14 protein-coding genes, 1 tRNA gene and 1 pseudogene are annotated in these 13229 nt (G+C 34.6%); 8 read left to right on the forward strand and 8 right to left on the reverse strand.

The window, feature by feature from the left end:
• Position 1 precedes the first annotated feature (1 nt).
• The 4 genes from FJV36_RS06220 to FJV36_RS06235 are packed head-to-tail and all read right to left on the reverse strand — an operon-like array spanning position 2 to position 2819.
• On the reverse strand, positions 2-652 hold the full coding sequence (locus tag FJV36_RS06220; RefSeq protein WP_158727952.1) for an aquaporin: 651 nt from the start codon (positions 650-652) through the stop codon (positions 2-4).
• Between the two features lie 9 nt (positions 653-661).
• Positions 662-1729, reverse strand: coding sequence for an arsenosugar biosynthesis radical SAM (seleno)protein ArsS (gene arsS, locus FJV36_RS06225; protein WP_158727953.1), 1068 nt, complete (start codon positions 1727-1729; stop codon positions 662-664).
• On the reverse strand, positions 1726-2061 hold the full coding sequence (locus FJV36_RS06230) for an arsenosugar biosynthesis-associated peroxidase-like protein (protein WP_086452673.1): 336 nt from the start codon (positions 2059-2061) through the stop codon (positions 1726-1728). Before FJV36_RS06230 ends, arsS begins: the two co-directional genes overlap by 4 nt.
• An 8-nt stretch (positions 2062-2069) precedes the next feature.
• Positions 2070-2819: a DUF547 domain-containing protein gene (locus FJV36_RS06235; protein ID WP_158727954.1), complete on the reverse strand. Its 750-nt coding sequence runs from the start codon at positions 2817-2819 to the stop codon at positions 2070-2072.
• Positions 2820-2881: 62 nt separating this feature from the next.
• Here FJV36_RS06235 and FJV36_RS06240 point away from each other — a divergent pair, with 62 nt between their 5' ends.
• On the forward strand, positions 2882-3703 hold the full coding sequence (locus FJV36_RS06240; RefSeq protein ID WP_158727955.1) for a purine-nucleoside phosphorylase: 822 nt from the start codon (positions 2882-2884) through the stop codon (positions 3701-3703).
• Between the two features lie 2 nt (positions 3704-3705).
• On the opposite strand, the gene FJV36_RS06245 is transcribed toward FJV36_RS06240, so the two are convergent.
• Positions 3706-3945, reverse strand: coding sequence for a hypothetical protein (locus FJV36_RS06245; RefSeq protein ID WP_158727956.1), 240 nt, complete (start codon positions 3943-3945; stop codon positions 3706-3708).
• A 192-nt stretch (positions 3946-4137) separates the two neighbouring features.
• Here FJV36_RS06245 and FJV36_RS06250 point away from each other — a divergent pair, with 192 nt between their 5' ends.
• On the forward strand, positions 4138-5706 hold the full coding sequence (locus FJV36_RS06250; RefSeq protein ID WP_158727957.1) for an NAD(P)/FAD-dependent oxidoreductase: 1569 nt from the start codon (positions 4138-4140) through the stop codon (positions 5704-5706).
• A 61-nt stretch (positions 5707-5767) separates the two neighbouring features.
• Here the strand turns inward: FJV36_RS06250 and FJV36_RS06255 are convergent, their stop codons facing one another.
• Together FJV36_RS06255 and msrB are read right to left on the reverse strand one after the other, a co-directional pair.
• A complete protein-coding gene (locus FJV36_RS06255) occupies positions 5768-7075 on the reverse strand; it encodes an amidohydrolase (protein WP_158727967.1) in 1308 nt (435 codons plus the stop codon).
• Positions 7076-7271: 196 nt separating this feature from the next.
• On the reverse strand, positions 7272-7820 hold the full coding sequence (msrB, locus tag FJV36_RS06260; protein ID WP_158727958.1) for a peptide-methionine (R)-S-oxide reductase MsrB: 549 nt from the start codon (positions 7818-7820) through the stop codon (positions 7272-7274).
• 383 nt (positions 7821-8203) lie between these two features.
• On the opposite strand from msrB, the gene idi reads away from it, so the two are divergent.
• The 6 genes from idi to FJV36_RS06290 all read left to right on the forward strand — a co-directional run bounded on the left by idi (position 8204) and on the right by FJV36_RS06290 (position 11188).
• Positions 8204-8761 (forward strand): isopentenyl-diphosphate Delta-isomerase, encoded by a 558-nt coding sequence (gene idi, locus FJV36_RS06265; protein ID WP_158727959.1) that lies wholly within the window; start codon positions 8204-8206, stop codon positions 8759-8761.
• A 12-nt stretch (positions 8762-8773) separates the two neighbouring features.
• Complete coding sequence (locus FJV36_RS06270; RefSeq protein ID WP_086455048.1) at positions 8774-9184, forward strand: 6-carboxytetrahydropterin synthase; 411 nt, start codon at positions 8774-8776, stop codon at positions 9182-9184.
• Positions 9181-9642 carry a peroxiredoxin gene (locus tag FJV36_RS06275; RefSeq protein ID WP_158727960.1) on the forward strand — a complete coding sequence of 154 codons (462 nt, stop codon included), beginning with the start codon at positions 9181-9183 and terminating at the stop codon, positions 9640-9642. The genes FJV36_RS06270 and FJV36_RS06275 overlap by 4 nt, the downstream gene beginning before the upstream one ends.
• A gap of 96 nt (positions 9643-9738) precedes the next feature.
• Positions 9739-10698 carry a type I phosphomannose isomerase catalytic subunit gene (locus tag FJV36_RS06280; protein ID WP_158727961.1) on the forward strand — a complete coding sequence of 320 codons (960 nt, stop codon included), beginning with the start codon at positions 9739-9741 and terminating at the stop codon, positions 10696-10698.
• A gap of 71 nt (positions 10699-10769) precedes the next feature.
• Complete coding sequence (locus FJV36_RS06285; RefSeq protein WP_144893109.1) at positions 10770-11036, forward strand: hypothetical protein; 267 nt, start codon at positions 10770-10772, stop codon at positions 11034-11036.
• Between the two features lie 78 nt (positions 11037-11114).
• Positions 11115-11188, forward strand: a tRNA-Thr gene (locus FJV36_RS06290).
• 98 nt (positions 11189-11286) lie between these two features.
• On the opposite strand, the pseudogene FJV36_RS06295 reads toward FJV36_RS06290, so the two are convergent.
• Positions 11287-12292: pseudogene (locus FJV36_RS06295) on the reverse strand (transposase).
• Between the last annotated feature and the right edge of the window lie 937 nt (positions 12293-13229).

The following is a 13229-nucleotide window of genomic DNA, read 5'->3' on the forward strand; positions in this document are numbered from 1 at the left end:
ACTATAAGTTTTTTTCTTTTAAAATGGTTTTCCATGTAATTGAGGCAAGAATAGTTGCTGCAATAGGAGCTACAATATATAGCCATTGTGAATTCAAATTACCAGAAACTAGCGCAGGCGCCAGAGATCTAATGGGATTCATAGAGGCGCCAGATATAGGTCCTGCAAACATGGCTTCGAGTAATACAACTCCTCCAATGGCAATCCCAGCAAAAGGAGAATGTTCTTTGTTTCCTAAGGCTACTGTTAAAATGACAAGCATTAAAATAAAGGTCAGAATGAATTCTAATACAAATGACTGACCATCAGTACCGGATGGAATTGTTCCGCCTAAGCCACTATTCTTTGGGAATAATAATTTGAGTGTTGTACTGGCTGCTAATCCGCCTAAAATTTGAGAAATCAAATAAAAAGGCAATTTTTTTATTGGAAGTATTTTCAAAAAAGCGAATGCAATACTTACGGCTGGATTCATGTGTGCTCCAGATATTTGTCCGAAACCATAAATTAACCCCATTACAATTAACCCAAAAGTGATGCAAATACCCACATGAGTAACGCTACCATTTGTTTCTTGATTGATAATAATAGCACCAGTACCGCAAAACACGAGTATGTAGGTACATAAAAATTCGGAAATATTTTCTCTCATAGTTTTATTTTAGGCAACAGCACCACCACAACTGCTTCCCGAACCTGCGGTACAGCCATAACAATGATTGTTTACAATAATAGTCCTGTTTAAAAGGGCATTTGAATCAAAATTACTAATGTGCTGCGCGTCTTTGCAAGTAACTTTTAACTCTAGCATTTGGTTGAAATCACAATCATAAATATAACCGTCCCAACCTATAGAAATGGTATTTCTACACATCACATTTTGAGCAGCTAAAGGGTTAAAAGAATCAATGAGTTTGGTCATGTAATCTTCATAATTACCTGACGAAATCAAATAATCTAAGTATCGGCTCACAGGCAGATTAGTTATGGCAAATAGATTGTTAAATTCAATTCCAAAATCTTTTTGCAAAGCTGTTTTGTATTCTTTTTCCAATGCATTTTGGTCAGGTGGTAAAAAAGCTCCTGCCGGATTGTACACTAAATTTAGTTTTAAACCAGAATCAGTTTTGCCGTAACCCACCGCATTGAGCATTTTTAAAGCTTTTATGGAGCTTTCAAAAACGCCATCACCTCTTTGTTTGTCGGTTCTATTTTTAGAATAAAACGGTAATGATGAGATGACCTCTATTTGGTGTTGTTTAAAAAATTCGGGTAAGTAGTTGTATTTTTTATTGGCGGTAATGATAGTCAAGTTACAACGCACATACATTTGAATTCCAAGTTTACTCACTTCTTCTATAAACCATCTAAAATTAGGATTCATTTCTGGTGCGCCACCAGTCATGTCTACTATTTTAAAGTTAGGATTGACTTTTAAAACTTCCAGAATAACTTCCATCGTTTCTTTGGTCATGATTTCTTTCCGATCTGGACCAGCATCTACGTGACAATGTGTGCAAACTTGATTGCACATTTTACCCAAATTAATTTGAAAAATTTCCAAACTTGTAGGTTTTAGTGGGCTTAAGCCAATGGTTTGTAACTGGGTTTTAAACGGGGTAAACAAATCTGGGTTTTGTTCTAGAACGTCTATTTGATGTGCTGCCTTAGAAAGTATGTTTTCATTTGCTTTGAGAGATTTTAATTTAACTTTTACAAATTCGCTCATAAACTAATTTTCTTGACTTTATTCATCATTTGAACTCCGTGTACTAAACTTGCTCCACCTCGAATGGCTGCTGCAACATGCACAGCCTCCATCATTTGTCCTTCGCTATACCCTTTTTCATAGGCATCAGAACTGTAAGCATCAATGCAATACGGACATTGAACGGCATGCGCTACAGCAAGTGCAATCAGGGATTTTTCTCTAGCTGTCAATTCACCTTCTTTGAAAACTTCTCCGTAATAGCCAAAGAATTTTTCGCCCATTTCTTTTTGAAATTCAACTATGTTACCAAATTTTTTTAAATCGTCTGAGTTGTAATAATTTTTGTCCATGTGTATTTTTAGTTTTTAAAGTTTTCTAGAAATAAACTCCAATCGTATTCGTTGTACTCTAGTTTAGGATTTACATTTTCGGGTATGATTTTTAAATCTTGGCAAATTTTTAAAATTGCTTTTTTGTCTCCAAAATCTCCTCTAAACCAGCTCATCAATACAGGAACTCGCAAGATGTTTTTCTCTTTATCATAACTTGCGTCACCTGTTAAATAACTTTTTGTGGCAACGTCAAGTTGCTGATTGATTTTTTTTGGATCATAAAAAAAGATAGGAGGACAGCTTTTAGCACCGCAATTCAAACTAAAATGGATGCGGTAATCTAATTTGTCAACACGGAATTTTTTTTCAAGTTTTGGTGGAAAAACTTTATTCAATTTCCCCACATTGTACTTAACATTTGATTTTCTTAAAAAAACATGTTCTATATCGTCAAGGCTCAATTCGTTGCCGGCAAGTACAAATTGCTTTGATGTGAAAAAAGCACTTCGACTCTTGTATTTTTCGGGATCTTTTTTCAAAGCGTAATTTGTAAATCCATTGTAAAGATTTATGAAGAATGCTTTTTTAAGATCGTCATTTGTAAGTTGATTAATTAAGTCTGTTTCGTTTGCATTTGCAATTAGCGTAACAAATTCTTTGGTATTGCCTTCTCCAAATTTTGCTGCTTCAATAAAGTCTTGTGATATTTTTACGTAGTCTTTTGGTTGTGCTATAAGTATTTGGGTAAAACAAAGTAATATTAGTAGGTTTTTCATAGCGTGGGTTTTTGTAAATTTATTATTATTTACGAAATTTACCAACAATAGTTTTTTTTAACATGACATATTTAGCACAAATTTCACAATCAGCTGATTTTTTAATTTCTAAAGGAATTTTAAATCCAGAGGTAGGCGTAGTACTTGGAACAGGCTTAGGAAAATTTTTAGATTATTTGGTAGTAGAACAAGAAATAGATTATGCTGATATTCCGCATTTTCCGGTCTCTACTGTTGAGTTTCATAAAGGTAAGTTGCTCTTTGGATCTATTGGGTCTAAAAAAGTGATTGCTATGCAAGGCCGTTTTCATCTATACGAAGGATACACTTTACAGCAAGTTACTTTTCCTATTAGGGTTCTACAAAAATTAGGTATAAAGCATTTGTTGTTGAGCAATGCTGCAGGCGGAATCAATAAAGATTTCAAAAAAGGAGATTTAATTTTACTTGACGATCACATCAATTTGCAAGGCGGAAGTCCGCTTTCTGGCTTGAATAGTTTTGAATACGGTGGTATTTTTCCAGATATGAGTGCACCTTATGATGAGACGCTAAATAATATTTTACTAACCGAAGCTAGTAAAATGGAATTGTCACTAAAAAAAGGGGTGTATGCTTCAGTTTATGGTCCACAATTAGAAACTAGGGCAGAGTATCGCTATCTTGGTAGAATTGGGGCAGATATGGTAGGAATGAGTACAACGCCCGAGGTTATTGTAGCCAATCAATTAAAATTGCCATGCGCTGCCGTAAGTGTAATTACTGACGAGTGCGACCCTGATCAATTAAAACCTGTTGATATTGCCGAAATTATTGCAATAGCTGGTACATCAGATGAAAAATTGAGTCAGTTATTCTTTGAAACCATTCACAGTATCGTCTAGTATTATTCGACATACAATTCGCCGCGATGTGGTTTTAAGGCATCACGCACTTGAATCATGTGCTCATCAGTAACCACCATAAATGCTATAGCTTGCATTTCGCCATGAATTTCGAATCCTGTGATTTGCAAAGGTAATTTTTCAATTGCAATGTATTCCTTGAGATGAATTTCATGGTGTTCTGCAGTTTTTGCAGCACTAGGACCACGAAAATCCCAAATTAATTTTATTTTACGAGACATGTATTCTTTATTTTGAACTTGTTTTGATGTCAAAGTTACGAAGTCTATTTCTAAAATGAATTTATTTTTTTAGTTTCTAAATCGTGGATAGTGGTAGTTACTTGTCCTTTTGACTGTAAAAAAATGTTACTTTTGTACCCTAATATTTTGGATGCTGCTTCTATGTAACATCCAATGTTGATTTTAAAAAAAATGCCTCAAGAACTTTCACTACAAGTAACTCCAGAAATAGCTGCAAATAATGATTTGCTCAAAAACCATTTGGCAAAGCAAATTAAAGTTGCCGCTGAAAATGTGCAACATGTTTCTATTTTAAAAAGATCTATTGATGCCCGACAAAAAGCAATAAAAATCAATCTCAAAGTAGAAATTTTTATAAAGGGAGAAGTAATTGACGAAAGAAGATTCACTATGCCTGATTTTCCTAATGTAGCAAATGCTCAGGAAGTATTGGTAGTAGGAGCTGGTCCAGCAGGACTTTTTGCAGCTTTACACCTAGTAGAATTAGGATTAAAACCTATTGTTGTTGAAAGAGGGAAAGACGTTCGTGGTAGAAGAAGAGATTTAAAAGCTATAAATGTAGATCATATAGTTCATGAAGATTCTAATTATTGTTTTGGCGAAGGTGGCGCAGGAACCTATTCTGATGGTAAATTGTATACCAGATCTAAAAAGAGAGGTGATGTTAATAGAATATTAGAACTGTTTGTTGCTTTCGGTGCTTCTCATGACATACTTGTAGATGCGCACCCACACATTGGTACCAATAAATTGCCTCAAATTATTCAGGATATTCGTGAAAAAATTATTGAATGTGGAGGTCAAGTTTTGTTTGAAACTAGAGTTGCTGATATTTTGGTAAAAAACAATGAAGTTCAAGGGATTGTTACGCATAAAGGAGACACTATTCTTGCTAATAAATTAATATTAGCCACGGGACATTCCGCACGTGATATTTTTGAACTATTGGATCGAAAAAAGATTTTCATAGAAGCTAAACCTTTTGCTTTGGGTGTTCGCGCAGAACATCCTCAAACCTTAATTGATAGTATACAATATAGTTGTGATTACAGAGGCGAACATTTACCTCCAGCGCCTTACAGCATTGTCAAGCAAGTTGCAGGCCGTGGTATGTATTCTTTTTGTATGTGTCCAGGAGGCGTAATTGCCCCTTGTGCAACCAGTCCCGGCGAGGTGGTAACAAATGGTTGGTCACCATCTAAAAGGGATCAGGCTACCGCCAATTCTGGAATTGTAATTGAGTTGCAATTGGACGATTTCAAACCTTTTGCAAAGTTTGGAGCGCTGGCTGGAATGGAGTTTCAAAAAAGTATAGAACAACGTGCATGGCACCTTGCAGGAGAAAGTCAAAAAGTGCCAGCGCAACGTATGATTGATTTTACACAAAAAAGAGTATCATCAGATATTCCAAAAACATCGTATGTACCTGGAACGACGTCTGTAGAGTTGGGTCAGGTATTTCCAAGTAATTTAACCCACATTTTGCGTGAAGGTTTTTCTGAGTTTGGTAAATCAATGCGAGGTTATTTAACTAATGAGGCTATTCTTCACGCACCAGAGTCACGAACTTCATCACCCGTGCGCATACCAAGAGATCCTGTCACTTATGAACATCTACAAATAAAAGGTTTGTACCCATGTGGCGAGGGAGCGGGATATGCGGGAGGAATTATTTCGGCTGCAATTGATGGTGAAAAATGCGCACAGATGATTGCTCAAGTATTGAAAAGTAAAGTTTGATTATAGTTCTAGATAAACGCATCAAAATTATTTTTGAATGAAACTTACTTAGATTGTTGAACTATTTTTTAGATTTCATTTCCATATAATCTATTGTAAGATGTGCCATAGAAGTCATTCCTAATACGAAGCTTCCTTCATCAATATAAAAATCAGGTGTGTGGTGTGAGGGCATGTCACTTGGCTTTTTACCTTTAGGCATTCCTCCTATAAAGTAAAATAAACCTGGAATTTTTGCTTGGTAAAATGAGAAATCTTCCGCTCCAGTTACTGCTTCAGTCAGTAGTACATTTTCTTTTCCAGCGGCAGCTTGCAGTGTAGGCAGCATTTGCTCTGTAAGTGAAGGTTCGTTATAGGTAATTAATGTTTTTTTGGTAATAGCCACTTCAGCTGTTGCCCCAGCACTTGTTGCAATATTTGTAGCTATTGTTTTTATTTTGCCATGAATGAAATCTTGCGTTTCTACATCTAATGTTCTAATGGTACCGGTCATCGTTAGAGACTCTGGGATAATATTGCTTCTTACTCCGGCATTAATTTGGCCAACACTTACTACAGCGGCATTTTGAGTGAGATTTACATTTCTACTAACTATAGTTTGTAAGCCCATAACAATTTGCGATGCGGTAACAATAGGATCAACAGACTGCCATGGATAGGCTCCATGTGATTGCTTGCCATTAACTTTTATGGTAAACCAGTCTGAGGATGCCATAGTTCCTCTTGGTCGGTATTTAATTTGGCCTACTTCGGTTTGTGCGTTAATATGAAGTCCAAAAATGACATCTACTTTTGGATTATTTAATACACCTTCCTTGACCATCAACTCAGCTCCGCCTTCTTCACCTTCAGGCGGTCCTTCTTCTGCGGGTTGAAAAATAAATACTACAGTTCCTTTTATTTCGTTTTTTACAGAAGCTAAAATTTCGGCTGTACCCATCAACATCGCTACATGAGTGTCATGTCCGCATGCATGCATTACGCTTACCGTTGTGCCGTTGTATTCTCCGGTAACTTTTGAAGCAAATGGTAAATTTACACGTTCCATCACAGGCAAAGCATCCATATCTGCTCTTAATGCTACAACAGGACCTGGTTTTCCACCTTTTAAAACACCTACAACTCCTGTTTTTGCAACTCCTGTTTTAACTTCAATGCCTAAACTTTGCAAATGGGCAGCTATTTTTTCGGCAGTTTTAAACTCTTTATTTCCTAATTCAGGATTTTGATGAAAATCACGTCTCCAGCTTACTACTTTAGATTCCAAAGTGGCTGCTTTAGTGGTGATTTTACTTTTTAAGGCATTGTTTTGAGCTTGTGTTCCAATTGAAAACAGCAGTAAACAAGGTAGTAAATAATAAGTATTCATGGAGTGTGATGAATTAGTGTAAATTGCTTTGTGCAAATAAATTGACATTTAGAAAATAAAGGTCTTTTTCAAAAGTAAGGAATATTTTTATTGTAGTTTGATTTATTTCATGTTGTTTTTAACAAAAAAAATCAGCTTGAATATGCTCCAAACTGATTTTAGTTATTACTGAAATTTTGTGATTTCGTTATTTCTTTTATTTAGCATCAGGTATAAAGTCTAATGCAATAGAATTCATGCAATATCTTTTTCCAGTAGGCTCTGGCCCGTCATCAAAAAGATGTCCTAAATGCCCGTCACATCTTCCGCAAAGTGCTTCTATGCGTTCCATTCCAAGTGAATTGTCATTTTTATAGACCACACTGTTTTTATTGTCTTGTTCAAAAAAACTTGGCCAACCGCAATTGCTCGAAAATTTGGCGCCAGATCTAAATAATTTGTTGCCACAAGCAGCACAGTAGTAGGTTCCTTTATCGTCAGTGTTCCAGTATTTACCTGTAAAGGGTCTTTCTGTATCTGCATTTCGGGTTACTTCATAGACATCTTCGGGTAATACTTTTTTCCACTCGGAGTCACTCACTTTTAGTTTAGCTGTGTCAGTATTAGAATAATAAGGATTTTCAGGTTTTGTGATAACTGATCCTGCAGTTGCAGTTTGCTTTTTTGTGGTGTTTTGTGCACAGGCAGTAAACATAAAAAGCGGAATTGCGAACAAAGCGCAAAAAAAAGTGATTTTAGTTTTCATGATTTCTTTTTTACAAATATAAATTCATTTTTAGACTTAAGCGTTCTTGTTTTTAACGAATTGACGCTTTTAAGGAGTTATTTAACTTTTGTTATTTACGTTAAAAAACAAAGTGTAGATTTTAAATATTAAAAATTTTTGAAAGCAAACTAATTTGGTGAAATTGTAAATTGCTTTAAGTGCATAAAGAGTGTAACAATTTGTGAAATAAAGAGTTGTTTTATTTGGAAAAATAAAAAAGCAGTCGTTTTTTAATGGTTTAATTTCTTGATTCTATTTTATAAATAAAAGTGTTTAAAGCGAGATTCAACAATTCGAAAGAGAATGTTAAACCCCAGATTCCATTATATTTTTTCGTACTTTTGAAATCATAATATATAAATATGCCAGAAGAAAATGTAATCTTAGTCAATATACACGACGAGCAAATTGGGCTTATGCCAAAACTAGAAGCGCATCAAAAAGCAGTTTTGCATCGCGCTTTTTCTGTTTTTGTTTTAAACAGTCAAAATGAAATCATGCTTCAACAACGAGCACATCAAAAATACCATTCGCCTTTATTGTGGACCAATACCTGTTGTAGTCATCAAAGGGAAGGTGAAACAAATATTCAAGCCGGAACAAGAAGATTGCATGAAGAAATGGGTTTTGTTACTGAGTTGAAAGAGTTGTTTCATTTTATTTACAAAGCGCCCTTTGATAACGGATTGACAGAGCATGAACTGGATCACGTGATGATAGGTTATTATAATGAGGCTCCAGTAATTAATATGGATGAGGTTGAAAGTTGGAAATGGATGAAAATTGAAGACGTGAAAAATGACATGGAGGTCCATCCAGAAATATACACCGTTTGGTTTAAAATTATTTTCGAGGAGTTTTATCATTATCTAGAAGATCACAAAAGCCCGTTAACTCAAGATAATTTAACAAATAATTAATTTCTATAGCATATGAAAGTTACTATTTCAAGAAAAGCTCATTTTAATGCAGCACATAGATTGTATAGAAAGGATTGGACTTTCGAACAGAATGACGCCGTGTTTGGGAAGTGTAATAATCCCAATTTCCACGGACATAATTACGATTTGATAGTAAGTGTCACTGGTGAAATTGATCCAGAAACAGGCTATGTTATGGATGTAAAATTCTTAAGTGATATTATTAAAGAGGAAGTTGAAAATCAATTTGACCACAAGAATTTAAATTTAGACGTTCCAGATTTTAAAGATCTTAACCCTACTGCTGAAAATATTGTTGTTGTAATTTGGAATAAAATCAAAAAGAAAATCAAACCTGAATTTGATTTAGAAGTGGTATTGTATGAAACGCCGCGTAATTTTGTAACTTATAAAGGACTATGAAAGAATTAAAAGTTGGTGATGTAATACCGCATTTTACAGCCATTGATACTGAAGGAAACACTTTTGATAGTGCGAGCGTAGTGGGTTCAAAGCCATTAGTCATTTATTTTTATCCTAGAGATAATACGCCAGGTTGTACTGCGCAAGCTTGTAGTTTTAGAGATCAATATGAGGATTTTAAAGATTTGGGTGCAGAAGTAATAGGGATTAGTAGCGACAGTACGGCCTCTCACCAAAAATTTTCTAAGCAATACAAGCTACCTTTTATATTGTTATCAGATAGTGATAAATCAATACGTAAAAGCTTTGGAGTGCCTACGGGTCTTTTTGGTTTAGTGCCTGGGAGAGTGACGTATGTGACAGATAAACAAGGCGTTGTGCAAATGATTTTTGATAGTGTCTTGGCTACAAAACACATACCAAAGGCATTACAAGCCATAAAAAAACTAGCTCCTTAACTTTAGTTTTCTTATTTTTACACCAAAATAGGCTTTAGAAAGTATTTCAAGAGCCTATTTTGGTACTAATTTTAATAAGAAATAAACTCTTTCGTTATGCATTTTTATCCCTTACAATTTGAGCCCATTCTAAAAGAAAGAATTTGGGGTGGTGAAAAGTTAAAAGACGTTTTAGGAAAATCTATTACATCTGCTATAACAGGTGAAAGTTGGGAGCTATCAGCAGTTGAAGGTGATGTAAGTGTGGTAGCAAATGGAGATTGGAAAGGAAAATCATTAACCTCCTTACTTGAGGAGTTTCCTGAAGAAATATTAGGTTCAAATGTCTATGAAAAATTTGGATCCCAGTTCCCGCTACTTTTTAAATATTTAGATGCTCGCGAGGATTTGTCTATTCAAGTTCATCCTAACGACGCTTTGGCGAAAGCAAGACATCAGTCTTTTGGAAAAACAGAAATGTGGTATATCATGCAAGCAGATGCCGATGCCGAAATTATTGTTGGTTTCAAAAATAAATCAAATGCAGCGGAATATGTCTCTAACCTGAAAGAGAAAACTTTGCTTTCAATTTTAGATCAAAAGAAGGTTTTTGAAGGAGATGTTTTCTTTTTAGAAACAGGAACTGTGCATGCTATAGGTGCGGGAATGGTTGTGGCAGAAATTCAACAAACATCTGATATTACATATCGTATTTATGATTTTGATAGAACAGATGCTAATGGGAATACAAGAGAGCTTCATGTTGATTTAGCCTTGGATGCCATTAATTACAATACAGTAGATACGCAAAAAGAGTATTTAAAAGAGGTAAATGTTTCAAATGAAGTGGTTCATTGTCCCTATTTTACTACCAATTTTTTACCACTTGATGGTGAGGTTTTGATGAATAAAACTAATGAGTCTTTTACGGTGTATATGTGTGTTGATGGTAATTTTAGTTTAGAGCTAAATAAAAAAGTGTATGATTATAGAAAAGGAGATACATTGTTGATTCCTGCACAGATAAGTACTTATGTAATAAGCGGAAAAGCTTCTATTTTAGAAATTTACATTTAATAGCCAGGAATAGAAAGATTATATGTACTTTTGCAAACGCAAATTAAAAATCAAATTTTAAAAGAATAAAAATGGCAAACGTTAAAAATTTAAAGAAAGACATCAATTACGTTTTAGGTGATATTATTGAAGCAGTTTACTTATATGAAATTTCTACAACAGGGAAACCTACTACAGAAACTAATAATTTAATCGATGAGGCTATTGCAGCTTTTGATGTTTTGATCACTAAAGTAAATGCTAAAAATGTTGAAAATAAAAAAGCACATTTCAAGCAAATCAATGTAGAATTAGAACAAACTGCAAATCAATTGATTACTAAAATCAACGAATTGTAGGCAAATTAATTGACAAAAAAGCGCAAATTTATTTTGGATAAGTCAAATTCATCTCTATATTTGCACTCGAAATGAGACGCCAGCGTAGCTCAGTTGGCTAGAGCAGCTGATTTGTAATCAGCAGGTCGTGGGTTCGAGTCCCTCCGCCGGCTCATTGTAAAAACCACCTTTTAGGTGGTTTTTTTTATATATAAATAAATTTCTAGGTTGCAGTAAGGGGTCAGTCCCAAAACCTGTGGGGAATGAAAAATTAAGCATAAATAATTGTTAGCCTTAAAAGGAAAAATGCAACATTTTTAACGCCTCTAAATTGAGCTCTAAAAGCTTTTGTTTTAGCATTGAACGACTCTGCAGATGCGTTTGTGCTTCTGTTATCAAAATAGTTTAGTATGGTCTGTTAGTGATTTATTATAGATCTTGAGATTGTATTGAAAGACTTAAATCCAGATTGGCTTACTTTTTCATGCCATTTAGCTATTCTTAAGAGTCCAATGATTTTATCTGTTGTTTTTTTCAAATATATTTCTCAACTCTTGGGCTAAATTATATGCTTTTTCGATATCTGGATATAATTCAAATAATAGTGTGGCACGTTCTATTTGGTTTTCGGACCATTTAGATTTGTTTTTATAGAGTAAATAGCGGCTGCGAGCTAGTAGTTGTTTAAGTGTGTCTCCATTAGATAGTACTTCAAAAGCAAATTCTTTAGGTCGTTTTTAGCTTTTTCTATAGCCTCATTTTCTTGATCGATTGCTTGCCAACGGTATTTGATTCTGATTTCTTGTAAAGCATCCAATGCTAATTTTTGAACATGGATTTAGCGTAGCGGTATCACGAATACCAAAAGTAAAATGAAAGATTTGAGTAAAGCGGTCTGTAACCCGCGTAGCATTTGGGAAACATTTCCTAGCAACGAGTCCCATATTTGCTGCCATATCTAGGGTAATTTCTGTGGCTTGATTACGTGCCTTGGTAGTGATTTTTTCAAGAATAGCAATTATAGTATCGGCTTTAGTTCCTGCAATCATAGATACGATAGTTCCTTTTCTTCCTTTACCGGCTTTGTTGGTTAAGATGGTATAGAGTTCCTCATTGGAGAATGAAGTTTCTTCAATCGATAAATGTTTGCCTAAGTTTTGTGGAAAAATTAGCCATTGCTTGGCGTGAGGCAGTTGATCCCAGGTTTTAAAATCACTGAGAAAATCTTTGTATTGATGTTGTAGATTTAGGCCACTAACTCCATAGAAAGAAGCAATTGCATTACAATCGTTTGGTCTGGAATCTATTGATTTCTTTTAAAAAAGACGCAAACTCTTGTGTCATGCGGGTGCCGTCTGTCACTAAATTACAATCTATAAAGACTACTTGTCCAGTATCTTCGTTGAGCCATCTTCGGCGTGTGATATGCAGATAAACTTGATGAGCTCGAATGGGAAAGTCTTGAACTGTTATTTGGTCAAAAAATGAAGTATATGACCAAAATTATAGGCAAAAAAAGAATCAACATCAAGAAAATATAAACATTCTTTTAGAAGAAGAATCAAACCAAAAAAGTAGCCTCAATCAAGTTGAGGCTTTAGCAGATAAACAAATCTTTTATAAAAATGAATTGGTTTCTATTTATTAAATAAATATAAAAAATAAACAAAATAAATTAGGATTTCAAGATGGTATTTCTTCGCTACAAGTCCTCGTTCCTTCCTTGCAGTTCGTCACTGTGGGCGTTCCGCTGCTATCCCTAACGCGGTTTGTGGATATAGAAGACGCTTTTTGCAGAGAAGTAAAAACACTACCTATATATAAAGGTGTATTGTGTTATTTCAGTAGTAAAAAGAACACTACCTACATATAATAGAGTAGGGTTTACTAATATCAACACTAGAAAAACCAGGAGTCATTGTATAAAGAAAGGTATCAAATCCTCTTTAATAACATGATTTTACAGAAAAACAGCCCTAGTTCAAAAGAACTTAAAAAAGTTCAGGTTTTAAGAGTCGTTTAATCAGTGCTTTAGTTTAAAAGTTAAGAAAAGATCAAAAAAAGGCGAATAAAAAGCTTGTAAAAGCGAATAAAGGTTGTAGTTTTGCACCCGCAATGACGCAGACGTTCTTTAAATGATTGACAAGTAAAACAAAGTAATTAGAGATTTACTCTTTAAATAAACCTTAAAAAAAGCTTGTGAGATTTAAAAGA

It is taken from the genome of Flavobacterium sp. I-STPP5a, assembly GCF_009764685.1.
In the GTDB taxonomy this organism is placed as follows: Bacteria; Bacteroidota; Bacteroidia; order Flavobacteriales; family Flavobacteriaceae; genus Flavobacterium.